The organism is Actinoplanes sp. NPDC049265 (assembly GCF_043197135.1).
Taxonomy (GTDB): Bacteria; Actinomycetota; Actinomycetes; order Mycobacteriales; family Micromonosporaceae; genus Actinoplanes.
Genome location: NZ_JBICSP010000025.1, coordinates 42,305 through 65,062, shown reverse-complemented (window position 1 = coordinate 65,062; position 22,758 = coordinate 42,305). Strand labels below are relative to the sequence as shown.

The 22,758-nt window shown below is 71.0% G+C and carries 24 protein-coding genes and 1 pseudogene; 6 read left to right on the top strand and 19 right to left on the bottom strand.

Annotated elements, in window-relative coordinates; translation table 11 throughout:
- Positions 1-152: 152 nt before the first annotated feature.
- The 3 genes and pseudogenes from ACGFIO_RS38745 to ACGFIO_RS38735 all read right to left on the bottom strand — a co-directional run bounded on the left by ACGFIO_RS38745 (position 153) and on the right by ACGFIO_RS38735 (position 2,123).
- Complete coding sequence (locus tag ACGFIO_RS38745) at positions 153-1,202, bottom strand: transposase (RefSeq protein WP_392834906.1); 1,050 nt, start codon at positions 1,200-1,202, stop codon at positions 153-155.
- Between the two features lie 15 nt (positions 1,203-1,217).
- Positions 1,218-1,373 (bottom strand): annotated as a pseudogene (locus tag ACGFIO_RS38740) (transposase family protein); the annotation flags it as partial.
- Positions 1,374-1,643: 270 nt separating this feature from the next.
- Positions 1,644-2,123: a hypothetical protein gene (locus tag ACGFIO_RS38735; protein ID WP_392834824.1), complete on the bottom strand. Its 480-nt coding sequence runs from the start codon at positions 2,121-2,123 to the stop codon at positions 1,644-1,646.
- 144 nt (positions 2,124-2,267) lie between these two features.
- Between ACGFIO_RS38735 and fxsT the strand changes: the two genes are divergently transcribed.
- Positions 2,268-4,421 (top strand): FxSxx-COOH system tetratricopeptide repeat protein, encoded by a 2,154-nt coding sequence (gene fxsT, locus ACGFIO_RS38730; protein ID WP_392834822.1) that lies wholly within the window; start codon positions 2,268-2,270, stop codon positions 4,419-4,421.
- 132 nt (positions 4,422-4,553) lie between these two features.
- Here fxsT and ACGFIO_RS38725 read toward each other — a convergent pair whose 3' ends face one another.
- The 3 genes from ACGFIO_RS38725 to ACGFIO_RS38715 all read right to left on the bottom strand — a co-directional run bounded on the left by ACGFIO_RS38725 (position 4,554) and on the right by ACGFIO_RS38715 (position 7,178).
- Positions 4,554-5,408, bottom strand: coding sequence for an alpha/beta hydrolase (locus tag ACGFIO_RS38725; protein WP_392834820.1), 855 nt, complete (start codon positions 5,406-5,408; stop codon positions 4,554-4,556).
- A gap of 387 nt (positions 5,409-5,795) precedes the next feature.
- Entirely contained in the window at positions 5,796-6,734 is a 939-nt protein-coding gene (locus ACGFIO_RS38720; protein WP_392834817.1) for a pirin family protein, read from the bottom strand.
- 3 nt (positions 6,735-6,737) lie between these two features.
- The gene (locus ACGFIO_RS38715; protein WP_392834816.1) at positions 6,738-7,178 is read right to left on the bottom strand and encodes a MarR family winged helix-turn-helix transcriptional regulator; all 441 of its coding nucleotides are present in this window, start codon (positions 7,176-7,178) and stop codon (positions 6,738-6,740) included.
- Between the two features lie 119 nt (positions 7,179-7,297).
- Between ACGFIO_RS38715 and ACGFIO_RS38710 the strand changes: the two genes are divergently transcribed.
- Positions 7,298-8,143 (top strand): NAD-dependent epimerase/dehydratase family protein, encoded by an 846-nt coding sequence (locus ACGFIO_RS38710; protein WP_392834814.1) that lies wholly within the window; start codon positions 7,298-7,300, stop codon positions 8,141-8,143.
- 129 nt (positions 8,144-8,272) lie between these two features.
- Here ACGFIO_RS38710 and ACGFIO_RS38705 read toward each other — a convergent pair whose 3' ends face one another.
- From ACGFIO_RS38705 to ACGFIO_RS38675, 7 genes are all read right to left on the bottom strand, one after another.
- Complete coding sequence (locus ACGFIO_RS38705; protein ID WP_392834812.1) at positions 8,273-8,689, bottom strand: hypothetical protein; 417 nt, start codon at positions 8,687-8,689, stop codon at positions 8,273-8,275.
- Positions 8,690-8,726: 37 nt separating this feature from the next.
- Positions 8,727-9,347 (bottom strand): Clp protease N-terminal domain-containing protein, encoded by a 621-nt coding sequence (locus ACGFIO_RS38700; RefSeq protein WP_392834810.1) that lies wholly within the window; start codon positions 9,345-9,347, stop codon positions 8,727-8,729.
- Positions 9,348-9,350: 3 nt separating this feature from the next.
- Positions 9,351-9,587: a helix-turn-helix domain-containing protein gene (locus ACGFIO_RS38695; RefSeq protein ID WP_392834808.1), complete on the bottom strand. Its 237-nt coding sequence runs from the start codon at positions 9,585-9,587 to the stop codon at positions 9,351-9,353.
- A 464-nt stretch (positions 9,588-10,051) separates the two neighbouring features.
- On the bottom strand, positions 10,052-10,252 hold the full coding sequence (locus ACGFIO_RS38690) for a DUF3072 domain-containing protein (protein WP_392834806.1): 201 nt from the start codon (positions 10,250-10,252) through the stop codon (positions 10,052-10,054).
- A gap of 46 nt (positions 10,253-10,298) precedes the next feature.
- Positions 10,299-11,060 (bottom strand): VOC family protein, encoded by a 762-nt coding sequence (locus ACGFIO_RS38685; protein WP_392834804.1) that lies wholly within the window; start codon positions 11,058-11,060, stop codon positions 10,299-10,301.
- 90 nt (positions 11,061-11,150) lie between these two features.
- The gene (locus tag ACGFIO_RS38680) at positions 11,151-12,407 is read right to left on the bottom strand and encodes a cation:proton antiporter (RefSeq protein ID WP_392834801.1); all 1,257 of its coding nucleotides are present in this window, start codon (positions 12,405-12,407) and stop codon (positions 11,151-11,153) included.
- 9 nt (positions 12,408-12,416) lie between these two features.
- Positions 12,417-14,474, bottom strand: coding sequence for a SpoIIE family protein phosphatase (locus tag ACGFIO_RS38675; RefSeq protein WP_392834799.1), 2,058 nt, complete (start codon positions 14,472-14,474; stop codon positions 12,417-12,419).
- 170 nt (positions 14,475-14,644) lie between these two features.
- Here ACGFIO_RS38675 and ACGFIO_RS38670 point away from each other — a divergent pair, with 170 nt between their 5' ends.
- The gene (locus ACGFIO_RS38670; RefSeq protein ID WP_392834796.1) at positions 14,645-15,964 is read left to right on the top strand and encodes a hypothetical protein; all 1,320 of its coding nucleotides are present in this window, start codon (positions 14,645-14,647) and stop codon (positions 15,962-15,964) included.
- Between the two features lie 167 nt (positions 15,965-16,131).
- Positions 16,132-16,746, top strand: a complete 615-nt coding sequence (locus tag ACGFIO_RS38665) for an HD domain-containing protein (protein ID WP_392834794.1) — start codon at positions 16,132-16,134, stop codon at positions 16,744-16,746.
- Positions 16,747-16,995: 249 nt separating this feature from the next.
- Here the strand turns inward: ACGFIO_RS38665 and ACGFIO_RS38660 are convergent, their stop codons facing one another.
- Positions 16,996-17,598 (bottom strand): hypothetical protein, encoded by a 603-nt coding sequence (locus ACGFIO_RS38660; RefSeq protein WP_392834792.1) that lies wholly within the window; start codon positions 17,596-17,598, stop codon positions 16,996-16,998.
- A 208-nt stretch (positions 17,599-17,806) separates the two neighbouring features.
- Here ACGFIO_RS38660 and ACGFIO_RS38655 point away from each other — a divergent pair, with 208 nt between their 5' ends.
- A complete protein-coding gene (locus ACGFIO_RS38655) occupies positions 17,807-18,007 on the top strand; it encodes a hypothetical protein (protein WP_392834788.1) in 201 nt (66 codons plus the stop codon).
- Positions 18,008-18,072: 65 nt separating this feature from the next.
- A complete protein-coding gene (locus ACGFIO_RS38650; protein ID WP_392834787.1) occupies positions 18,073-18,426 on the top strand; it encodes a DUF6401 family natural product biosynthesis protein in 354 nt (117 codons plus the stop codon).
- Positions 18,427-18,536: 110 nt separating this feature from the next.
- Here ACGFIO_RS38650 and ACGFIO_RS38645 read toward each other — a convergent pair whose 3' ends face one another.
- From ACGFIO_RS38645 to ACGFIO_RS38625, 5 genes are all read right to left on the bottom strand, one after another.
- Complete coding sequence (locus ACGFIO_RS38645) at positions 18,537-18,950, bottom strand: VOC family protein (protein ID WP_392834785.1); 414 nt, start codon at positions 18,948-18,950, stop codon at positions 18,537-18,539.
- A gap of 256 nt (positions 18,951-19,206) precedes the next feature.
- Positions 19,207-20,025 (bottom strand): helix-turn-helix domain-containing protein, encoded by an 819-nt coding sequence (locus ACGFIO_RS38640; RefSeq protein ID WP_392834783.1) that lies wholly within the window; start codon positions 20,023-20,025, stop codon positions 19,207-19,209.
- A gap of 12 nt (positions 20,026-20,037) precedes the next feature.
- Entirely contained in the window at positions 20,038-20,538 is a 501-nt protein-coding gene (locus ACGFIO_RS38635; protein ID WP_392834781.1) for a hypothetical protein, read from the bottom strand.
- A gap of 336 nt (positions 20,539-20,874) precedes the next feature.
- The gene (locus ACGFIO_RS38630; RefSeq protein WP_392834780.1) at positions 20,875-21,501 is read right to left on the bottom strand and encodes a response regulator; all 627 of its coding nucleotides are present in this window, start codon (positions 21,499-21,501) and stop codon (positions 20,875-20,877) included.
- Positions 21,498-22,730 (bottom strand): sensor histidine kinase, encoded by a 1,233-nt coding sequence (locus ACGFIO_RS38625; RefSeq protein WP_392834777.1) that lies wholly within the window; start codon positions 22,728-22,730, stop codon positions 21,498-21,500. Before ACGFIO_RS38625 ends, ACGFIO_RS38630 begins: the two co-directional genes overlap by 4 nt.
- Positions 22,731-22,758: the final 28 nt, after the last annotated feature.

The window sequence follows — 22,758 nt, the reverse complement described above, 5'->3', positions numbered from 1 at the left end:
AATGACTCGCTGCGCTGGCACAACGTTATGGTGCCCGCCTGAGGCTCAGATCGTTTGTTTCATCCACCGGCTTGCCGGCGTAGGGGGGGCCGCTAGGGGTTCGGAATCGGCGGTGTCGAACATGGCGGCGAAGGCGCGGACCAGGGTGTGGGCTAGGTCGAGTTCGGGGCAGTGCATGAGTAGCCGCTGCAAGCGTTCGACCGTGTCGAGGGTCCGGTTCGGCGGGCCGGTGGTGATCCAGCGGGCGACTTCGCGGGGTGATAGGCGACGCTGGTGGGCTGGTTGATCGGCAGGCCGCGGCGCAGTGGCGCGACGGCCAGCTTCACCCGCTGGTAGTGGCCGAGGTAGCCCTTGGCTTTGATCTCCTCGTGCAGCACCTTCGCGTTGTGCTCGCCCTCGCCCCAGCGTTGCCGCAGATATTCCAGGTGACGGTCGAGCGGGGACGGGATCCTCGGTCGTCGGCGTACGCAGTCCTGCCATCTGGTGGCGGTCGCGTATCTGCGGACGGTGCGCCAGTTGAGGCCCAGTTCGCGGGCGACGGAGTTGTAGGAGCGGCCGGTGTCGGTCAGCGCGTGGACGGCCTCGAACAAACGCTGAGCGTGATCGGCCGCGGGGCTGTTGGCGGGACTGTCGATGTCCTGAGGCTCGGTGTCAGCGGGCGGCCCAGGATCGGGATCGTGGGCCGCGGCGGTCAGACAGTCGCGGTGCGCGGCGGCGATCTGCTGTATTCGCCGTGATAGGCCCTGCCAGAGGTGGGATCTGTCGCTGACCTGGATGGCGTCCGGGGCGCCGTTGGTGAGACCTTGACGGTAGATCGGTGAGCCGTCCCGGCAGGCGATCTGCACGCCCGGGTGCTCGAGCAGCCAGTCCCGAAGCGTTTCGGCGTCGCGGCCTTCCCGCAAAGTGATCGGGAGCCGGGTTTCCTCGTCAACCAGCAGCGTGCCGTAGATACGGCCGTAGAGAGCGAAGTCGTCGACGCCCAGGACCCGGGGTGCGGTGGGCTTGGGTGGCATCTTCATCAGTTGTGCCAGGACGCTGGTGCGTGACAGGCCGGCGTTCAGCAGGCGTAGCAGCCGGGCACCGCCGCGTCCGGCGAGTAGGACACCGGCGATCTCGACCAGGCGCTGTAGCAGCGGGGTGCGGCGTTGATACCGGACGGTCAGCCCGTCGACCTGTTCGGCGAAGGTTGCCTTCGGGCACACCGGGTTTTCGCAGTACAGGCGCCGGACCTGCAGTTCGATGCGAACCGGGCGACCGCCGATCGCGGTGTCGGCCAGGCGGCGCGTGTATCGACTGTGGACCCGGTTGCTCAGTTCGCGGCATCCGGTACAGGCTGACGACTCCTCGAATCGTGTACGGGCCTGCAAGACCACGACAGGCCCAGCCGTATCGACCGAGGTGACCACTACGGTCGCCGGGTGAGGCAGGAGCTCGGAAACTTCAACACCACATATCGAAAGGATCGCCTAAAAGCCGTACTCGCCTCAATTCCTCGTTCAAGTGATCTCTGGCCACGAAAATCTTGCCAGAGCCACTCTGGCGAGTACCCCGACAGCGCCAGGCGAATGCAATACTCGACCGTCGATCCCGGGCTGAGCGCGATGGCATTCCGGGCCCAGCGGGTAGCTCTTTTGCATTGGCCTTTACTGGGTACGGGCGCGAAATCGGTGCTGCTGCTCGATTGAACCGAACCCGGCCCTGACCGCGGATCGGCGCGAATGTCTCCGTGTGGATTCTCCGGCGCAACCCCGATCGGCCGAGTCGTGAGGAAGATGTAATTGCTTGCCGGCCAGCTCGTCCTTCAGCACGATCTCGCCGTCGAGGCCTTCCTCAGCCGCGCAGGTGGCAGACTCCGTGATCCAGTTCGGGGCGCCGTTCAGGGGGTAGACGCTGTCTGGGCCCACGCTGTAGTCGCTCGGCTGTAGTCGTTCCCGCTCGGTGGCAACAGATGCCATGCTGTCGCTGCCTTGATGGAACTCTTCCCTCATGCGTCGTTCGGTGACAGCCAGGTAGAGCAGCCGCGCAAGGCTGCGGTTCAGCGACGACTGGCGTCGGCTGTGGCGAGACATTGGGCGTCCGCGCAACGCCCATAGCAGCGGGGCCGGAAAGCCGTCCTTGGTCATGGAAGCCCTCGCGCTCCTTGCCGTAGACGAATTGCCACACACACCGTCCGTCAATTCACGTAATTCCACAATGTGAAGCGCACCGCGAGTCCGTGGCCTGACATCATCTTCCTTTGTCACGCGGAGTGCTGACAGAATCACGTTGTGAAGTTGAGGTGGTCCCGGCGACGTGGTCGAGTCGCGGTCATCGCCGCGGTCGCGGCGCTGGCGGCGGCCGGGGTGATCTTGCTGGCCCGATGTGGCCTGGCCGACCGTCTCGATGGTTTCGACTCGCTGGTCTGGGACTGGCTGGAGCGGGCCAGCTGGGTAGCCGGACTGCTGGCCGTGCTCATAGCCGTACTGTCGGCCCGAAGAACCGCCGGGCCCCTTCGTGCGCCCGAGCCGCCGGCCCCGCCCAAGTCCGAGCGGGAGCCGGGATCGCTGCCACCACTGTGGAACGCCCCCGGCCGTAACATCTCCTTCGTCGGTCGCGAGACGATCCTGACCGATCTGAGGAAACGCCTGGCCTCCGACGGTGCCGCGGTGGTCATGGCCCTGCACGGATGGGGCGGAGTCGGCAAGACGCAACTCGCGGCCGAGTACGCCCACCGGTATTCCGCGGACTACGAGCTGGTGTGGTGGATCGCCGCAGAGCAGACAGAGCTTCTCGGCGAGCAGTTCGCCGCGCTGGCCGCCGCTCTCGGGCTGGTCAGTGACGACAGCGATGCCAGCGACGCCGAACGCGAAGCCCGCGCCTACCTGCGACGGCACGGCCACTGGCTGGTGGTCTTCGACAACGCGGAGGACCCCGGTGCGTTGTGGCCCGCGGTTCCGGCCGGCCCCGGTCACACGATCATCACGTCACGCAACCCGGCATGGAGTCAGGTCGCGGCGCCGGTGCCCATCGACGTCTTCGACCGAGCCGAGTCGACGGCACTACTCAAGAAGCAGGTGCCGGCCCTGTCCGACTCGGCGGCCGACCAGATGGCCGGCGTACTCGGTGACCTGCCCCTGGCCATCGCGCAAGCCGGCGGAATGCTCGCCGAGACCGGAATGCCGGCCGAAACCTATCTCGCCGAACTGGCGGGACGGGCGCACATCCTGATGGCCGAATCGCCGTCGCCGTCCTACCCGGTGCCGTTGGCCGCCACCCTGCACATATCCCGCGACCGCCTGCTGACCGAGGACCTCGCCGCGGTCCAACTGTTCCACCTGTGCTGCTGGCTCGGACCGGAACTGATCCCGGTCACGCTCTTCACGCCGGACCCGAGCCTGCCCCAGGAACTGCGGGACTCTCTGCGGACGCCCCTCGGCCAGCACCGCCTCTTCAGGAAACTGTCCAGGTTCGGCCTCATCAAGATGGACGGCGACACCCTGCAACTGCACCGTCTGGTGCAGGCCATCCAACGCGACGCCAGCCACCCGGACGATCACATCGCGGCCCGGCGGATGATCGCCGATCTGCTCCACGACGCCCGCCCGGACGACGGTCGCGACCCTCGTAAGTGGACCGAGTGGGCGATGCTGGCACCCCACATCCTGGCCCAGGATCCCGAGAACTCGCCCGACCTCGAGCTGCGGATCCTCGCGACCGACATGATCTGGTACTTCCTGGCCCGTGGAGACAACCGCACCGCGGAATCGCTCGCCCTGCAATGGCTGGCCGCATGGACGCCAAGTTTTGGGCCGGACGACGAAGCGGTGCTGCACTGCACCAATCATCTCGGCCAGCTGTCCCGGATTCGGGGAGACTACGTGCGGGCGCGACGCTACGACGAAAGCGCCCATCAGCGTTTCCGGCGACTCTTCGGCGAGAACGACCGGCGCACGCTCACCTCGGCCTGCAACCTGGCCCAGGACATGCACCGGCTCGGACACCTGGAGGTCGCCCGCGAACAGCACGAGGACATCCTCCGGCGCCGCCGGGAGACCTTCGGCGAAGACTACGAAGGAGTCCTGGTCTCGGCCAGTGAGCTGGCCAGCACCCTGCGGGACCTGGGCGAACGAGAGGCCGCTCATGAACTGCACCGGCAAACCTACTCGGGCTACCAGCGAACCCTGGGCCCGGATCATCCGGACACCCTGAGCTCCGCCATGAACGTCGCCCTGGACCTTCAGGCCCTGGGCCGTCTGACCGAGTCCCGGAGGCTGCACGCCCTGGCCCTGGCCGACTTCGAGCGCGTCCTCGGCCGCAATCATCCCGACACCATCCGGTCGGCCGAGAACCTGGCCAAGACACTCCGCGAACTCGGGCGACGACGTGCCGCCCGGCGACTCGAAGCCGACATCGCGGCCCGTCGAGACGGCAGGCAGAAGTAGGCCGGCGGGCGAGCAGATCACCGGCTCGCCGCTGGGTGATGTCCGGGTCGACGCCCATCGCCGCGACCTCACGCGGGACTTGTGGGTTGCCGACCGCCGTCGTGGGACCACACTGACCTCAACGAACTCGAGTCACACCGATGTCCGGGGCGGCGCGAACGACCAGCGAAGTGCGTCGGGGAGCAGGACACCGGTGTGGTTGGGGCTGTGGCCGCCGTCGCCGAGGACGAGGCGGAAGTCGTAGCCGGCTTCGGCCAGGGCGGCGGCGACGCGCAGGTTGGCGGCGAGCCAGTTGCGGTCGGGCTCGTTCCAGCCCAGGTCGCGGTGGCCGGCCTGCATGAAGATGCGTAGCGGCTTGCGGGGGACGCTGGGGATCAGCTCCGGGTAGGGGTTTCCGGCGGGCATCTGCACGAAGCTGGACAGGAAACAGATCGCCCGCCCGAACCGGTCGGGGCGGAGCCACGCGGCGGTGAAGGCGCCGTTCCCGCCGCTGCTCCCGCCGCAGATGGCCCACCGCGTGGGGTCGTCAGTGATCGCGTAGCGCTGGGTGACCCGCGGGATGATCTCGGTCAGCAGGAAGGTGGCCAGGCGGTCGTCGAAGGCGTCGTACTCGATGTTGCGGTTCTTCGGGTTCCGCGTGTCGGCGAGGAGGCCGGGGTCGACGAAAACGCCGATGGTGGCCGGGATGTCGCCGCTGTGGATCAGGTTGTCGAGCACTGTCGAACCGCGGACCTCGCCGGAGGGATCGAGGTACCACTGGCCGTCGAGGAAGACGATCAGCGACGCGGGGTGCGACGGGTCGTGCCGGGCCGGCACATGCACCCAGAACCGGCGCGACGTACCCGGATAAGCAGCGCTGTCGTTCCAGCTGAACTCGACCGTCCGGCCCACCGGCACGCCCGCCCGGCGGCGGGAGTCGGGACCGTGGACGTAGCGGACGTCAGTCTGGTCGACGACGAGCGGACGGAACGGCACCTCGGCGGTCACCCGGGAAAGCTATGCGCCGGCCCTCGGCCCGGCAACCAGATTCCCCGGCTCTGGATTGAGGGGCAGGTGGAAGGGGGCTGGGTGTGGTGACCGCGTTCGACGAGTACGAACGGGAGCAGCGGGCCCGCGGAGGCGTTCCGGGCCGGGAACGCCGCCCTGTGCGGGCATCTCGGGCCGGCGATTCTCGACGCGGTCGGCGTGACCGCGGGGGCCCGGATGCCGGCGCGGGAACGGGGACGGTGACGGCGCCCGGGCGTCTGCGAGGGGCCTTCGACGCCCAGGCGAGCATGGTCGACGTGATGCGGAGGCAGGCGCATGCGGTCGACGTACGACAGGCGGTCGGTGTCGCTGGCCAACCCACGGGTCTGAACGGTTGGCCGGGCGCGCTCAGTCAGTGTGCGGGATGACGCCCAGGCGTCCCTTCTGGAAGTCCTCGAACGCCTGCTTGAGTTCCTCGCGCGTGTTCATCACGAACGGCCCGTAGTGGGCCACCGGCTCACGCAGCGGGCGCCCGCCCATGATGAACAGGTCGACCTCCGACGACGAGGCGGCGCCGACCCGGATCGCGTCGCCGGCGCCGTAGGTGGCCAGCTGCCCGACGGAGATCGGCCGGGCCTCGGCGCCGACCGTGCCGTGGCCGGCCATCACGTAGACCAGCGCGTTGTAGTCGACCGGCCAGGGCAGGTCGAGCCGCGCGCCGGGCTGCAGCGTCACGTGGGCCAGCGTGATCGGCGTGTGCGTGGAGCCGGGACCCTCGTGGCCGGCCACCCCGCCGGCGATCACCCGGATCAGGCCGCCGCCGTCGGGGGTGGTCAGCAGCACCGACTCGCGGCCGCGGATGTCCTGGTACTTGGGTGAGATCATCTTGGCGACCCGCGGCAGGTTCACCCACAGCTGCATGCCGTGGAAGAGGCCGCCGCTCATCACCAGGTGCTCCGGCGGCGCCTCGATGTGCAGGATGCCACCACCGGCGGTCATCCACTGCGTGTCGCCGTCGGTGATCGTGCCGCCGCCACCGTTGGAGTCCTGGTGGTCCATGACGCCGTCGATCATGTAGGTGACGGTTTCGAACCCGCGGTGCGGGTGCCACGGTGTGCCCTTGGGCTCGCCCGGCGCGTAGTCGACCTCACCCATCTGGTCGAGGTGGATGAACGGGTCGAGTTCGTCGACGGGTACGCCGGCGAAGGCCCGCCGCACCGGGAAGCCCTCGCCCTCGTAGCCGCTCGGCGCGGTGGTGAGCCGGCGGACCGGCCGCTGCCGCACGGAGGCGTCGAGCTGGGGGAGGCGGGGCAGGACGAGGACGTCGTCGACGGTGATGGCGGGCATGGGTCAAGCCTTCCTGATCCGGGCGAACACGCGGCCGACGACGGCGAGTTCCTCGTCGTCGAGGAGGTCGATGAAGCTGTCACGAACGGTCTTGAGGTGCAGTGGCGCGGCCGCCTCGAGCTGGGCCAGGCCGGCGTCGGTGAGCACGGCCTCGCTGCCGCGGCCGTCGTCGGCGCAGGGCTGCTTGCGGACCAGGCCGCGCTTGACCATGGTGGTGATCTGGTAGGTGACCCGGCTGGGCGAGAACACCAGCCGGCCGGCCAGCTCGCCCATCCGCAGCCGTCGCCCGGGCGCCTCGGAGAGCACCACGAGCACGTGGTAGTCGGCCATGCTGAGGCCGGTGGCCGCGCGCAGGTCGTCCTCGAGCCGGGTGTGCAGCGCCCACGACGACTCGACGAAGGCGCGCCACGACGTCTGCTGGTCGGGGCTCAACGGGGCGGTCACACCGTCGACGATAACTCTTTCAAATTTGAAAAACCAGACCTGTGGGGTACGCCTCCGTTAGCGTGCGTCGTCGTGGACCCCATCCGTACCGCCCGCCTTCCGTCCGGGGTGGCCCGCTGATGCCCCGGACCCTGGTCACCGGGGCCGGCGGGATGATCGGGCGCGCCACCGTCGATCATCTGCTCGCTCGGGGCGTACCCGTGACCGGCTTGTCGAACGTGCCTTTCGCCGCCCCTGTTGGGGCGCGAGTGGTCATCGGGGACGCGCGCGACCCCGCCGTGGTGGCCGGCGCGCTCGATGACGTGGACGCCGTGATCCACCTGGCCGCGATCCCGTCCCCGCTGGCCGACCCGCCCGAGGTCGTCTTCGCGCTGAACACGCAGGCCACGTTCACCGTGCTCGACCAGGCCGGCCGGGCCGGGGTGCGGCGGGTGGCCCTGGCCAGCAGCTACGCGATCTGCGGGCTGCCGTTCGCGCCGCACCGGCTGTCCATGCCCTACCTCCCGGTCGACCCGGCGCTGCCGTTGCAGATCCACGACGCGTACGCCCTGTCGAAACGCGTCGACGAGGAGACGGCCGCGATGGCGCACCGCCGCTACGGCATGACCGTGGTGGCGATGCGCCTGCCGTTCGTCGGCGATACCGGCCGCCTCACCGCGGCCGCCGAGCGTTTCCGCACCGAGCCGGAGGCCGGCGCCAACGACGTCTGGTCCTATCTGGACGCCCGGGACGCCGGCCGGGCCATGGTGGCGGCGCTGAGCCCGGCCGAGCCCGGCCGCCACGTGGTCTACGTGGCCGCTCCCGAGACCCTGGCCCCGTACCCGACCGACGACCTGCTGGCCCGCTTCCACCCCGGCACGCCGCGCCCGTCCTTCCCCGGCCGCATGGCGCCCATCGACCTGACCCTCGCCCGCGACCTGCTCGCCTTCACCGCCACCCACATCTTCGAGGTGCGCTCCGCGTGACGGTCACCGCCGGACCTCAGCGGCCCGGTCGTCGCCGGTCGCGCACGGCGAAGTGCAGGTCCATGTCCTCGTGACGGGCGTTTCCTGCTCGACCCGGACGCCGTCCAGATCTTGATCTTCGGTCGGCCCTCAGGAGGCGTCCGTGTAGTAAAGCCTCAACCGTTCGTGGGACAGCGACACGTCGGTCACCCGGATCACCGACGCGCGGGAGCTCAGCCAGCTGGTGGCGGCCGCGAACACCTCGGCCGCGGTCGGGCCGGTGAACGACACCGCGCGGACCCAGCCGTCGGTGTCCCGGGCGGGATGCTGCGGCGCCGCCACCGAGGACACCATCGGCTCCGGGCCGGAGATCACCGCGGTGGGGCCAACCGGTTCGCCGTGCCGGACGCCCTGCACGAACCAGTCGTTGATGGTCTCGTCGTGCTCGACACTCCAGCCGCTGACCGGGCCCAGGTCGGCGGCGATCGCGTTCTTCGCGTTGTCCAGCGCGGCGTCCAGCGTCGTCACCTCGAGGTCGGCGCCGTTGTACTCCACCCGGTAATTCATGGGCGCCCCAGTACCCGTCCCGGGCGCCCGGCAACCTTCAGGCCCCCGGGATCTGGAAGCTGAGTGACCGGGTGAGTGTCTCGCGCAGCCGCACCAGGTCGACGCCGCGCTCGGTCAGGATCTGCACGGCCAGCCCCTCGCCCTCGCGGATCATGCCGAGCGCGATGTGCTCGGGAGCGATGTGGTCGTGCTTCAACCGGATCGCCTCGCGCAGGCTGAGTTCGAGCACCTTCTTGTTCCGCGGGGTGAACGGGATGTGCCCGGACGCGTAGAACCGCCCGAACAGCCCCCGCCGCTTCGGTGTCGTCGACCGGGGCAGGTGCAGCGCGCCGGGGCCGAAGCTCTCCTCGATCGCCTTGCGTACCTTGTCGAGATCGATGCCGATGGCCTTGAGCGCCTCGCGGTCCTCGGCGTCGCGGTCGGCGACGGCGGCGTTGTCCGGTGCGGCGTCGGCGGGCACCCGGCGCACGATCTCGGCCCGGACGAACGCGTGGTCGACGCCGTCCGCGGCCAGCGCCCGGGCCAGGGCCGAGTCGCGGTCGGCCAGCAGCGACAGCAGCACGTGCTGGGTGCCGATCGGGGCCTGCCCCAGCTCGCGCGCCTCGTGCTGGGCGCCGACCACGGCCTCGCGTGCGGCGTGGGTGAATCGTTCGAACATCGTTCAGTCCTCCCGTGGGTCGTTCATCGGCATCAGGCGGGCGTGCTTCTTGTGCACTCCCTGGCGGGTCACCTCGAGCGCGTCGGCGATCTCCTGCCAGCTCCACCCCTTACGGCGGGCGTTGGCGACCTGCACGTGCTCCAGGCCCTCGAGCAGGCGGCGGAGGGCGACCACGGCGCGCAGGCCGACCCGGGGGTCAGCACTGCCGGCGGCGGCGGCCAGGTCGGTGGCTTCGGTCATGCTGTCAACCTACGTTGACGGGAGGAGTGTGTCAACTTTGGTTGACGGTGCTGAAGATCAAGAGCCGGATGTCGTAGCGGGGTGGGTGGTGCTGACCGTCGCTCACGCCGAGGGTCGCTTCGCTCCACGTGCGTGAGTTGGTCGCGCCCTTACCGCGAGGTCGGTGGGGTGGGGGCGTTGGGTGCGGCGGCTTCCGGTGGGGGTGTGGGCCCGCGGGGTCGCCAGACGGCCGGGCTGCCCGCTCCATCTCCGCGCGGCCGGGTCCCGCGCGCACAGTGGTAGGCCCCGGGCGCTGTCGAGGCCGCGTGAGCCGCTCAGGGCTACCACTCTGGTTTTCAGTGGTAGCCCTGAGCGGTATCGAGGGGGCGGGATGGCGCTCGGGGCTACCTACTGGAAAGCACGGTGGGCAGGGGAAGGGCCACCCCCGCTGCAGTGGGGGTGGCCCTTGGCGGAACCGAGCCAGGTCAGCGGCCGCGGCCGGTTTTCTCCTGGAGTTCGTCGATCTTCTGCGACGCCTCGGCCTTGGTCAGCCCGGACGGCGCGTCCTCGTGGGCCTCACCGGCCAGCGTCTGCAGGTACGACTCCTGTGCCCCGGTGGCCGGCTCGTCGCCGGTGGTCCAGTCGTCCGGGTCCTTGATGGTGTTGTCTCCCGAGGGAGCAGCCATGACCGCGCCTTCTTCCATGGGTGTAGTTCTCGTACACCCGTGCTACCTACCCAGGGAAGGTCAGCTCCATGCCGGCCATCGCGCTGAAGGTCAGCATCAGGTCGACCGGGCGGGAGGTGGGGGCGGTCACCGCGAACGGCGTACCCCACGGGTCGCGCAGTTCGGCGATCAGCCCGAGTCCCATGTCGGTCGGCGCGATCACCACCTCGGCCCCCAGGTCGGCCGCCGCGGCCACGGTCGCCGCGCAGTCGTCGACCTGGAACGCCGCCCGCCAACTGGCCACCCGGCCGCCGGGGGCGAGGCCGGCCACCGCGTCGTGCCCGGGGGTGAGCCACTCGATGCCGTCGCGGAGCAGCCAGCCGAACGCCGCGCCGTAGAACCGCTCGGCCTGCGCCGGGTCGTCGGTCATCAGCTCGGGCCAGGCCATGGTGCCCGCCTCGCCGGCCATCTCGGCGCCGGCGAAGTCGGCGGCCTGCCACAGCCCGAGGGTCGCGCCGGACGGGTCGGAGACGACCGCGCCGTGTCCGCCGCGCCCGGCAGTGGGGCCGCTCAGGCAGCGACCACCGGCGCCGGCGAACCGGTGCACGGCCCGGCCGAGGTCCTCGGCGGCGAAGTAGGTGAGCCAGCCGGCGGGGCGGCCGGGTCTGGTCCGGGTGAGCCCGGCGACGGCGCGCCCGCGCAACTTGAAGCGATCACCGGCGGGGTCCCAGCCGAACAGACTGGCGTAGAACTCTTGAGCCCGCCCCGGCTCCTCACTGGCCAGTTCGACCCAGCAAGGGGTCGCCGGCGCGAAACCTCTGATCCGCATTGACTCGCTCCATCGTGGACGTCGCCGTGTGCCGACCACCATACGCCAATCAATACGCTCCGCCACCATCTGAGGGTTCAATGTCGGAAATTATCGAGTTTCAGTTACGCTCTGTGTTCTCAACTTCGACTGATCCAATAGGCGCATCACCGGAGTGACGGCCACGCCGTGCAAAACCACCGACACGAGTACGACGAAGCCAACCGTCGCCCACAGCAGATCGGTCTGCGGGAACTTTGCGTGCGTCAGCGCGTACGCCAGGTAATAGAACGAACCGATTCCCCGGACGCCGAAGACGGCGATCACCCCGCGCTCGGCGTGTCGGCCCGGTGTGCCCCACAGCGAGAGATAACCGATCAGCGGGCGGACCACCGCGATCAGCGCCAGACCGACCAGGGCGGCCGGCCAGGTCAGCGGGGTCAGCAGCCCGGTCACCACGGCCCCGCCGAAGAGCAGCAGCAGGAGTACGGTCAGCAGCCGCTCGGTCTGCTCGGCGAAGTCGTGCAGCACCTGGTGGTACTCGTGCGACCGCTCGGCCGACCGGATGCCCCGGGCCGCCACGAACACGGCCAGGAACCCGTACCCGCCGGCCACCTCGACCAGCCCGTAGGCCAGGAACGTCGCGGCCAGCGCCAGGAAGCCCTCGGAATGCTTGGACAGGCGCAGCGAGTCGCGTTTGGCCCGGAAGAACAACCGGCCCAGCAGCCGGCCGACGACCAGCCCGCCGAAGACCGCGACAAGGATCTTGAAGAGGACGTCGCGTAGCGCCCACTCGCCGGTCCAGGCCAGGCCACCGGCACCGGCCAGCGCGATCGCCGCGTACACGAAGGGGAAGGCCAGACCGTCGTTGAGGCCGGCCTCCGAGGTCAGCGCGAACCGCACCTCGTCCTCGGAGTCCTCCTCGTCGGTGGGCTCGCCGACCTGCACGTCCGACGCCAGCACCGGGTCGGTGGGTGCGAGCGCCGCGCCCAGCAGCAGCGCCGCCGCCGGCACCAGACCGGCCCACCACCAGCCCATCAGCGCCACCGCGGCGATGGTCAGCGGCATCGCGACGGCCAGCAGTCGCCAGGTCGAGCGCCAGCCACGGCGGCTGAGCGGACGGTCGATCTTGAGGCCGGCGCCCATCAGCGCCACGATGACGCCGATCTCGGTGAGGTGCTCGGCCAGCTTCGGGTGCGCCATCGGGTCGGGTTCGGGCAGGCCCAGCGGCAGCGCGAAGACGGCCATGCCGAGCAGCAGGAACACGATCGGCATGGACAGCGGGCGGCGTTCCAGCACGCGGGGGAGGATGCCGGCCAGCAGGGCGCCCACCCCGATCAGGGCGAACAGGAGATCAGAGAGTTGCACCCACGCTGGTTATCCCGGGATCAGCATCTCGAACCACACGGTCGAGCCGCGAACCGTCGGATCGGTGCCCCAGCTGTCGCTGAGCTCCTCGATCAGGCCCAGGCCACGGCCGCGGCTGCTGAGCGCGTCGATGTGCGCGCGGGTCACGCTGCCGCGGGTGCCGGTGTCGGCCACGGCGACGAGCAGGCGTTCGGCGGTCAGATCGACGCGTACCGACGCCGGGGTGCCCGCGTGCAGCAGCGCGTTGGTGGTCAGCTCGCTGGTGCACAGCACCGCGGCGCCCACCACCGGTTCGGGCACCTGCCACTCGCGCAGCTTGGCGCCCATCCATGCGCGGACCCGGCTCGGGCCGGTCGGCTCGGCCGCCACCTGCATCGTCGCCGACCGGCTCAGCGCCAGCGCCCGTTCGACCGCGAGCACCGCCACGTCGTCGTCGGTCGGCCCGGCCACCGCCGAGGTGGCCAGCGAGCACAGGTTGCGCGGGTCGCCGCCGATCGCGCCGGCCGCGGCCTCGACCAGGTCGTCCAGCCCGTCGGTGAGGGGACGGCCGCGGCGCTCGACCACGCCGTCGCTGAACATCAGGATGGTGTCACCCGGCTCCAGCGTCACCACGCCGGTCTGCCAGCGCCCGCCCAGCCCCAGCGGCGCGCCCGGCGGCACCTTGACCAGTTCGGCCGTGGGCGGGCCGCCGTGGACGCCGGCCCGGCGCAGCACCGGCGGCGGGTGACCGGCACTGGCCAGGGTGATCGTGCCGTTGTCGGTGTCGAGCAGGCCGTAGACCACCGTCACGAAGATCTCTTCGTTGCGCGACTCGGCCCCGAGTGACCCGACCAGCCGGTCGAGCCCCGCCAGCACGCTCGGCGGCGCCGGGTCGGTCAGGGCCAGCGCCCGCAGCGCCGCCCGCACCTGGCCCATCACCGCGGCCGCGCGCACGTCATGCCCGGCGACGTCGCCCAGCACCATGGCCAGGCGGCCGTCGGCCAGCTCGAACGCGTCGTAGAAGTCGCCGCCGGCCGCGTTGCCGTCCACGCCCACGTCGTAGCGGGCGGCGATTCGGAAGGTGGCCAGCTCGGGCAGGTGCTCGGGCAGCATGCTGCGCTGCAGGAGCTGGGCGGTGCCGTGCTGGGCCTCGAACCGGCGGGCCCGCTCGGCCGCCTGCGCGACCAGCTCGGCGATGGCCGTCAGCAGCGCCCGCTCGGCCGGCAGCCACGGGTGCGGTCCGATGTAGCCCATGGTCAGGGCGCCGCGCAGGCTGGCCGTGCCCAACGGCAGCACGGCCAGGGCGCGGATCCGCCGCTCGTGCCGGTCGGAGGCCACCTCGGCCAGCGGCTTCCCGTCGGCCACGAACGTCGCCTGCCCGGTCTCGGCGGCCACCACGATCGGCGCGCCCGGCTCGGTCAGCCGTTTCCAGACCGGGGGCAGCCGCTCGTCGGCCTCGTCGAGCATCTCGCCGCGTACCCGCCGCACGTAACGGTAGGCGGTGCTCCCGTCGTCAACCGCGAAAACACAATGATCAACATCAAAGGCCCGCATCGCGTACGAGAGGACGACGCGAGCCACATCGTCGATGGTCATCGCTCCCGCCAGCCGCGCGGTCAGGTCACCGAGGCTCTGCAGCCGCCGGGTCACCTGGGTGGTCTCGGCGGCGACGGTCAGCACCCCGGCCACGTCGCCGTTCTTGTCCCGGACGACCGAGTGCCCCCGGGTGAACCATGCCTGCTCGCCCCGCGGCAGGTTCACCTGTGTTTCCGCCTCGAGGAAGGGCTGCCCACTGCGGTAGACGCCGTCGACCACCCCGCCGAAGCTGGGCGCCTGCCACAGCTCGCCGAACACCTTGCCGGCCGGGCGGCCCAGCGCCCGCGGATGCCTGGTGCCGAGCAGGGCGGCGTAGGCGTCGTTGTAGAGCAGCAGGTAGTCGTCACCCCAGGTGAAGGCCATCGGCACGGGCGAGGCGAGCATCACCTCGACGGTGGCGCGGACCACCGGGTCCCAGGTGTCGATGGGGCCGAGCGGGGTACTCACCCAATCGTGCGCCGCGATCAGAGCGGCGCACGTGTCCCCGGCCATGGAGCAAGACTATCCCGGCTCGTCCGTTTGGACGATGCCCCTCTGCCCGATAGTCCGATTCCTGACCGTACGACTGTCTCGGCCGTTTGGGTACGCCCTGCCCATTCTGCGGACAGTGCGGAGTGGCCCTAAGGTCGGTGTCGACTTTCTCGACGACCTTTGGAGGGGCGATGACCGGTGACGGCCTTGGCCGGGGGCTGAGCGACATGTGGCGCTCGGTGCTGTTGTTCCTGCCGGCTCTGCTGGCATTCATCCTCATCCTGGTCATCGGGTACGTGGTGGCCCGCCTGCTGCGTACCGCGGTCGGCAAGGGTCTGCACCGCGTCGGCTTCGACCGCGCCGTCGAGAAGGGCCCGGTCGGCCGGGCCCTGCGCGGCGGCAAGATCACCGCGAGCGACCTCTGCGCGAAGATCGTCTTCTACGGCGTGCTGCTCTTCGCCCTGCAACTGGCCTTCGGCGTCTGGGGCCCCAACCCGGTCAGCGACCTGCTCTCGGCGCTGATCGCCTGGCTGCCCCGGGCCCTCGTGGCCATCGTCATCATCGTGGTCGCGGCGGCCATCGCCAACGCCGTGCACGACGTCATCAGCAGCGTCCTCGGCGCCCTGCCGTACGGCCGCCTCCTGGCCCGCATCGCCTCGGTGCTGATCATCACCCTGGGCGTGATCGCCGCCCTGGAACAGGTCCAGATCGCCACCGCCGTCACCGGCCCCGTGCTGATCGCCGTCCTGGCCACCATCGCCGGCGTCATCGTCGTCGGCGTCGGTGGCGGGCTGATCCGCCCGATGCAGTCCCGCTGGGACCTTTGGCTGAGCCGGATGACCACCGAGTCGGCCGTGATCCGCGAGCGGGCGCAGGCCTACCAGGAAGAGAAGCGGCTGGCCGAGGAGGCTCGCCAGGCCGAGGAGGCGCGGCTCGCGGAGGAGGCCCGCCTGGCCGAGGAGGCTCGGCGCGCCGAAGAGGCCCGTAAGGCCGAGGAGGCGCGTAAGGCTGAGGAGGCGCGGCGCGCCGAAGAGGCCCGTAAGGCCGAGGAGGCGCGTAAGGCCGAGGAGGCTCGCCGCGCCGAAGAGGCTCTCAAGGCCGAGGAAGCCCGGAAGGCCGAGGAAGCCCGGAAAGCTGAGGAAGCACGGAAGGCCGAGGAGGCTCGGAAGGCTGAGGAGGCTCGGAAGGCCGAGGAAGCCCGGAAGGCCGAGGAGGCTCGGAAGGCTGAGGAGGCCAAGCGCGCCGAGGAGGCGCGTAAGGCTGAAGAGGCCCGGCTGGCCGCCGAGCGGACCGAGGAGACGCAGGTCATCCCGCCGTCGGTGGTGGACGACCGTCCGTCGCTGATTCCCGGGTTCGACCGTGACGACGACTCCACGGCCGAGGTAGTCCAGCCCGACGAGACCGAGAAGACGCAGGTGCTGCCGCCGCTCGGCTCCGGGCCGGCCGAAACGCAGGTGCTGCCGCCCGCACCGGACGACGACACGCCCGGTTCCGGCCGCAAGCGCCGCTGACCCTGGCCGATCCGGTCCCGTGGCGGCTCGCCACGGGACCGGATTTCGTCGACGGTCAGCGGTTGTCACGGAAGTCGATCTGCTCCTTGCGGACCTCCAGCCGCTCGCCCTGGTAACCGCCGCCGTGCTCGCCCTCGTAGCCCGTGGACATCGGCAAGACTGGTCGGATGAACCTCGACGATGTGCCGCAGCCCGAGAATTCCACCGCTCGTGCCGCGTTGGAGATCGCGACGGCGTTCTGTTCCCCTGCCTTGATCAACCATTGTCTGCGCTCCTACGTCTGGGGAGCCTCGTATGGGATGAGGCACGGCATCGGCTTCGACGCGGAGCTGCTGTACGTGTCGGCGATGCTGCATGACATCGGCTTGGTGAAGGAATTCGACAGCCACACGGTTCCGTTCGAAGAGGCCGGTGGCCATGTCGCCTGGGTCTTCGGTGCGGGGGCAGGCTGGCCTGTCGAACGGCGCGTCCGGGCCGCGGAAGTCATCGTTCGACACATGTGGGACGAGGTGGACGTCACCGTGGATCCCGAGGGGCATCTGCTGGGTATCGCCACCGGTCTCGATATCTCCGGACGGGATCCGGACAGGTGGCCGGCTGACTTCCGCGCCGAGGTCGTCCGGCGGATTCCTCGATTGACGCTGGGCGAAGAGTTCCTTCCCTGCTTCGAAGACCAGGCCCGGCGCAAGCCCACCAGTTCAGCGGCGGCTGCCGTGGAGAGCGGGATCGCGGCCCGTATCGCAGCCAACGTTCTCGACCGGGCAAGCCCGGACCAACGTTAGCGGTGGCCAGAAACGCTCGGACCGAGTGCACTGATCTGCCGTCGACCATGCGCGGCGGGCGACGGTTTCAGCAATAGATGCCCTTGTGTCTTGAGGGTGACCAATTTTCGCGGAATGAAGGGTGTACGGCTCTGGTTTGGCCGCCCCGCGGCCTTGGAGTCGTGCGCCCGGCCCGGCGGGAGCTGCGGTCTGGACCACCCGCTCAGGCACGACATCCTGCACTTGATCTTGAAGTCACGCCCGCTCGGTCTAGGAGTCGCGTTCGCGGACGGTGAACGAGCCCACTCCCGAGGTGAGCCGGATCGTGTACCGGTCTCTGGTGCGCGCCCAGCCCGGAGCCGTCAGCGTGGTCGCCGCCGGCGTGTCGGTGCTGTTCGTCCACGGGGTGGTGACCACGCCCGCGCCGTCCGGGAGCGTGATGCGGACCTTCGTCGCCTGGGGCGTGGACATTTCGACGGTGCCGGCGCCGCTGCGGAGCAGGACCGGGACTGTGCCCCACGGCCGGGGCAGGCTCAGTTCGACCAGGCCGGACGGGCCGAGCTCGACCCGCGTGACCCGGCCGGCCGACAGGTCGAGGCGTTGCTCGCCGGCGCCCGCGGGCAGCCGGACGTCCCAGCGAACCCGGCGATTCAGGATGATGCGGACGATATCGGGCCCGGTTCCGGCGGTGGGCCGCAGCGCCAGGCGGTAGACGCCGCGCTGGACCGTCACGTCGGGGGTCAGCCCGGAATCGCCCGGTGTGGTGACCCGGTAGAGCATGCCGGGCATCTCGGCCAGCCCCACCTCGACCCGTGACGCGGCGTCGCCGACCAGTAGCGCCGCGCCCGCACTTCCACGCAGCGCGCCAACCACCACACGCTCGGTAGCCGGTGGATCTGGGGCCGCCGGCCGGGGCGGCGCCGGCGTGCAAGCGCCGGCCCCCAGGGCGGTGACCAGCGCCAATGCGGCCGTCACTCGTCTGGTTGAGTTGCCTTGACTCAGCGCGGGGGGCACCAACGGTCAACGCAGAATCGGCCGAACGGGTGACGGCGAAGCGCCCGGATCACGCCAGACTGTCCGAATGCGTTCCGAAGGCTTCCTGTCCCCGCGTCACCGCCGCCTCGCCTGGATCGGCTTCCTCGTCGCCGCTTTCCAGGCCCCGCTCGCGGCCCGCCTGGTCGATGACGCCTCCTGGCTGTTCGCCGTGGTCGTGGCCATGGTCGTGGCCACCGTGATCCTGGCCGACGACGTCGCCCGCCGCCGCCCGGAGCCCGCGGAATAGCTTCAACCGACCTGCACCGGTCGGGAGAACCGTCGGCAACCCCTGGCTCCCTACCGTTCTTACTCATGAATGGCCTGTTCAGCGGCGCTGCCGCCCGCGCTGCCCTGCGCTCCGCCCACGCGTCCCTCGACGAGCTGTCGGCCACGGTCGGAGCCACCGGCCTGCCCGCCGCGGCCGCCTTCCCGGCCCTGCTGGCCGCCATCGACCAGCACGCCGCCGGCGTCCGCGACAGCCTGTCCGCGGACGTCCGCCCGCTGACCCCGGTGATCCTGGCCGCCTACGCCGAGGGTGTCCGCGACGCCGCCTTCAAGCACGGCTGGACGCCCCCGTCCGGCGAGATCGACTGGACCGCCAACGACTGGGTCCTCCGCCGCCTGCTCGCAGTGGTCACCCTGGCCACAACGCTGACCGGCCGCTGACCCAGGTCCCGCCGCACCGACAGGCCCGTTCCGCTTCCCCGGCCGGCGCTCCCCGCGAGCGCCGGCCCTTTTCGTCCGGGCGATGTGACCATGGTGGTTCGGCGGGCGGGTCAGGGCTTGCGGGGCTCGCCGCGGTAGGTGCCGAAACTCCAGCGGTTGCCCTCGGGGTCGAGGATGGCGAAACCGTACGAACCGTAGTCCGTGCGGTGGGGCTCCTCGATGATCTGCGCGCCGGCGGCGGTGACGCGGGCGTGGATGTCATCAATGTCGTCCGCTACCACGTAGCAGCCGAACGAGCCGGGCCGCAGGGCCCACTTGTCGTCGGCGCCCCGGTTGCCGGCTGAGCCGAGCATGACGCCGCCGCCGAGGGGCCAGCTCAGCTGACAATGCCGCACGGTGTGGTCGTCGCCGTAGACGGCGGTCTCCTCGAAGCCGACCACGTCGACCAGGAAACGGATCAGGGCGCGGGCGTCGGTCGCTCGGAGGGAAGGCCACACGGTCGGTGGCGGCGTCAGATCAGTCATGGCACCCATCGTGGGCGACAGGGAAGGGCGACGGCTTGGAAAAATGCGATCGGGGTACGAGAAGCCGCCACGAGGCGACACAAATCCGGAAGCCACGGCATGGCGTGTGCAAGAGCTGGTGCCACGGCGCGGCGTGCGCGAGAGCTGGTGCCACGGCGTGGCGTGCGCGAAGACCGACTCCACGGCGCGGCCGGCGGGAAACCGGGGCTCCGGCCGGATGGACCGCATCCAGGGCGCGGACATACCGACCGGCGATCTATTCGGCGGGGGGTTGGACCGGACCGATCTCGTCGGCCAGCCAGCGGCTCGGGGGGACGCCTGCGAAAGCGTGGAAGTCGCGGGCCAGATGCGCCTGGTCGAAATAGCCGGTGGCGGCGGCCAGGTCGCTGAGTTTGACGCCGGGGCGCAGGTGGCGACGGGCCCGGTCGAAGCGGGTCACGCGGGCCGCCTCCTTCAGGCCGAGGCCCGTTTCGGCGCGGAAGCGGCTGGTCAGGTGGCGGGTGCTCCAGCCGACCTCGGCGGCCAGCCGGCGGACGGTCACGAGGCCGCCGGTGGACAGGATGCGCTCGTACGCGTAGCCCAGATCGGGGTGTGGATCCTGGTGGTCGCGGCGGAGGTGGAGGAGCGCGGCGTCGAGGGCGGCGAACCGGGCGGCCCAGGTGTCGTTCGACTGGACGGCGGATCGCAGCGCGGCGGCGGGGCGGTTGCCGATGGCGGCGGCCAGGTCGACGTCGAGGCCGCCGAGTTCGCCGGCGGGCAGGCCGAGCAGGGCGCGGCAGCCGAGCGGGCGGATGGAGATCTGCACGCCCGACTGGGCGCCGTCGTGGGTGATCAGCGCGGGGGTCAGGTGCAGGCCGCCGAGCAGCGTGTCGTAGCGGCCGGGGGACTGGGCGAGATCGGGATGGGCGCGGACGACGAGCGGTTCATCGAGGGTCAGGATCAGGGTGAGGTACGGGGAGGGCAGGCCACGGTGCAGGGCTGGCGGGAGGCCGCGCTGGCGGTAGCCGGAATAGCGGGCGACGTACGGCCGCAGGCCCGGCGCGGGCCGGGCCTGCACGTACTGGTCAACCGCCATACTGCCGTTCTATCAGCTCAGGGCCTTGCCGAGGTCGTCCCGGAACGCGCGCTCACGGTCGGTGACCGGCTCGCCGCCGATGCCGAGGACGCCGCCGGTGCTGGCCGCGCCCACCACCGTGTCGGTGATCTCGACCAGCCAGTGCTTGTACGTCTCGGCGTCGGCCGGGGCCGCCTTCGCCGCCAGGACCGCCGACGCCTCCGCGGCCCGGGCGATCACGTCCTGCCCGTAGCCCACCGGGTCGGCCGGCTCGATCACCGGCGGGTCCTCGCCGAGTTCGGGGTCGCCGGCCGCGACCAGGGCGGCCTGCGCGACCGCGGACACCAGCGTGCTGACCGAGGCCCGGGCTTCGGAGATCTTGTCCAGTCCGGCCTGGTTCTCGGCGCGGGTCTTGCGGGCGGAGTCGTGCGTGGCGGCGCTGGCGGCGGTCAGGACACCCTGCGGCAGCCCGACCAGCAGGCCCCACTCGGCGTCGGTGAAGCCCCACTCGGCGTACAACGGTTCGTCGGTCATGCCGCCTTCTTACCCGACGCCCGGACCGGCCACGCGCGCCGGGCGGGTGACCACTCACGCAGGTGGAGCGGAGCGACCTCGGCGGGAGCGACGGTCTGTACCACCCACCCAGCTACGACCTCATGCTCTTTATCTCAGGGTTTCGCGCCGTGGCGGGTCTGGGCGGTAGCAGTGGTGGTATGTGCGGGCGGAACCCCCGCTCTGGGCTACCACCGGTCTGGCGCGGCGGCGGGAGCACCGCCGGTCCAGTGCGGCGGCGGGCCACCAGCGGTGCGGTGCGGCGGCTGGGACGAGGGGAAAGCGGGGAAGAGGCGGGGGCAGGGAAGAGGCGGCGGGTCAGGGGCGGCCGAGGAGTCCTCGTTCGAAGGCCGCCGCCACCGCCGCGGCGCGGTCGCGGACGCCCAGTTTGGCGTACACGTGGAGCAGGTGGGTTTTGACCGTGGCCTCGGAGATGAAGAGGCGCTGGGCGGTCTCGCGGTTGGTGCAGCCCTGCGCGGTCAGCGTGAGAACCTCGAGTTCGCGCTGGCTGAGGGGCTCGGCGGCGGGGGAGCGCAAGCGGCCGATCAGGCGGCCGGCGACCGCGGGGGAGAGGACCGACTCGCCGCGGTGGGCCGCCGACACCGCCCGGAAGAGGTCCTCGCGCGGGGTGTCCTTGAGGAGGTAGCCGGTGGCCCCGGCCTCGATCGCGGGCAGCACGTCGCGGTCGGTGTCGTATGTGGTCAGGACCAGGACGCGCGCGGCCGAACCCTCCTTCTTGAGCGCGCCGATCGTGGTCACGCCGTCCATGCCGGGCATGCGCAGGTCCATGAGTACGACGTCGGGCCGCACCGAGCGGGCCACGGCGAGCGCCTCGCGCCCGTCGCCGGCCTCGCCGACCACCTCGAAGCGGTCGTCGCCGGCGAACATGCCGCGCAGGCCGTCGCGCACCACCGGGTGGTCGTCGACGATGAGCAGCCGGATCACGCGGCCGCCCGGACGCACGCCGAGATCGCCGTGCCGGCGCCGGGTTCGGACTCGACCTCCAGGGTGCCGGCGATGCGGCGCAGGCGTTCCCGCATGGCGGCCAGGCCGTGCCCGCCGGACTCGGTCGCCGGCCGGGGTGCCGCCGGGTCGAAGCCGGCGCCGTCGTCGCGCACGTCCAGCGAAACCACGTCTTCCATATAGGACAGCGTGAGCGCGACCCGGGTCGCGCCGGCGTGCCGGGCCACGTTGGCCAGCGCCTCCTGCGCGGCCCGGAGCAGGGTGGTCTCGACCTCGGCGGTCAGCGGCCGGACCGTGCCGGTGGTGATCAATTCGGCGGGTACGCCGTTCAGCGCGGCCCAGTCGTCCACCACCTCGGTCAGTGCGTCGGGCAGGGCGGCCGCCGCCAGCTGCTGCGGGCGCAGCGCCTGGACCGAGCGACGCGCCTCGGTCAGGCCGTCCCGGGCCAGTCGTCGGGCCTGGTCCAGGTGCCGGCGATGGTCGGCGGGGCGGCCGGTGGCGGCGTCGGCCGCCTCGAGCTGGGTCACGATGCCGGTCAGGCCCTGGGCCAGTACGTCGTGGATCTCGCCGGCGAGGCGCTGACGTTCGTCGAGGACGCCGGCCTCGCGGGCCTGGGCGAGCAGCTGCGCATGCAGGCCCGCGTTCTCGCGCATGGCCGCGGCCAGCTTCGCGTTCGCCTCCTCCAGTGCGATCACGGCCCGGCGGCGGCGTTCCGACTCGGCGTCGTTGGTCATCGCCAGCCGGGTCATCGACACGCCCACACCGACGTTGAACAGCATCAGCACGAAGAAGCCGGGTAGCGCGCCCGGGTCGGTCAGCACCACGAACCCGCCGATCTGCGAGACAGCGCTGAGCACGGCGACCGCTCCGGCGCCGGCCAGGGCCGACCGGCCGGGCAGGGCGGGCACCACGAACATGTAGCCGGTCCAGATGAACAGGCCGAACAGCGGACTGCAGAAGACCAGTACGACGAAGATGACGAGCAGGCCGCCGATGAACACCCGCATGATCGGCGGGCGGTCGATCCACTGCGGATGCAACGTGATGAACCAGAGCAGCCACAGGCCGGCGACGGCGGTCATGGCCAGGCCGACCGGGATGGGCAGCACCCGCGGGATGTCGGTGATCAGCATCAGGACGGCCGAGCCGCCGAGTGCCGCGTACGGCAGCCAGCGGATCGCCCGCCGGCCGAACCCGTGGCGCGTATCCATGGCTTCGAGCCTGTCACGCGGTTCCCGC

Coding starts and splice junctions, on each gene's coding strand:
- ACGFIO_RS38655 (WP_392834788.1), top strand. CDS start 17,807: ATGCGTTCCGAAGGCTTCCTGTCCCCGCGTCACCGCCGCCTCGCCTGG.
- ACGFIO_RS38640 (WP_392834783.1), bottom strand. CDS start 20,025: ATGGCGGTTGACCAGTACGTGCAGGCCCGGCCCGCGCCGGGCCTGCGG.
- ACGFIO_RS38650 (WP_392834787.1), top strand. CDS start 18,073: ATGAATGGCCTGTTCAGCGGCGCTGCCGCCCGCGCTGCCCTGCGCTCC.
- ACGFIO_RS38710 (WP_392834814.1), top strand. CDS start 7,298: ATGCCCCGGACCCTGGTCACCGGGGCCGGCGGGATGATCGGGCGCGCC.
- ACGFIO_RS38695 (WP_392834808.1), bottom strand. CDS start 9,587: ATGACCGAAGCCACCGACCTGGCCGCCGCCGCCGGCAGTGCTGACCCC.
- ACGFIO_RS38625 (WP_392834777.1), bottom strand. CDS start 22,730: ATGGATACGCGCCACGGGTTCGGCCGGCGGGCGATCCGCTGGCTGCCG.
- ACGFIO_RS38700 (WP_392834810.1), bottom strand. CDS start 9,347: ATGTTCGAACGATTCACCCACGCCGCACGCGAGGCCGTGGTCGGCGCC.
- ACGFIO_RS38665 (WP_392834794.1), top strand. CDS start 16,132: ATGAACCTCGACGATGTGCCGCAGCCCGAGAATTCCACCGCTCGTGCC.
- ACGFIO_RS38670 (WP_392834796.1), top strand. CDS start 14,645: ATGACCGGTGACGGCCTTGGCCGGGGGCTGAGCGACATGTGGCGCTCG.
- ACGFIO_RS38690 (WP_392834806.1), bottom strand. CDS start 10,252: ATGGCTGCTCCCTCGGGAGACAACACCATCAAGGACCCGGACGACTGG.
- ACGFIO_RS38685 (WP_392834804.1), bottom strand. CDS start 11,060: ATGCGGATCAGAGGTTTCGCGCCGGCGACCCCTTGCTGGGTCGAACTG.
- ACGFIO_RS38675 (WP_392834799.1), bottom strand. CDS start 14,474: ATGGCCGGGGACACGTGCGCCGCTCTGATCGCGGCGCACGATTGGGTG.
- ACGFIO_RS38735 (WP_392834824.1), bottom strand. CDS start 2,123: ATGACCAAGGACGGCTTTCCGGCCCCGCTGCTATGGGCGTTGCGCGGA.
- ACGFIO_RS38720 (WP_392834817.1), bottom strand. CDS start 6,734: ATGCCCGCCATCACCGTCGACGACGTCCTCGTCCTGCCCCGCCTCCCC.
- ACGFIO_RS38645 (WP_392834785.1), bottom strand. CDS start 18,950: ATGACTGATCTGACGCCGCCACCGACCGTGTGGCCTTCCCTCCGAGCG.
- ACGFIO_RS38705 (WP_392834812.1), bottom strand. CDS start 8,689: ATGAATTACCGGGTGGAGTACAACGGCGCCGACCTCGAGGTGACGACG.
- ACGFIO_RS38635 (WP_392834781.1), bottom strand. CDS start 20,538: ATGACCGACGAACCGTTGTACGCCGAGTGGGGCTTCACCGACGCCGAG.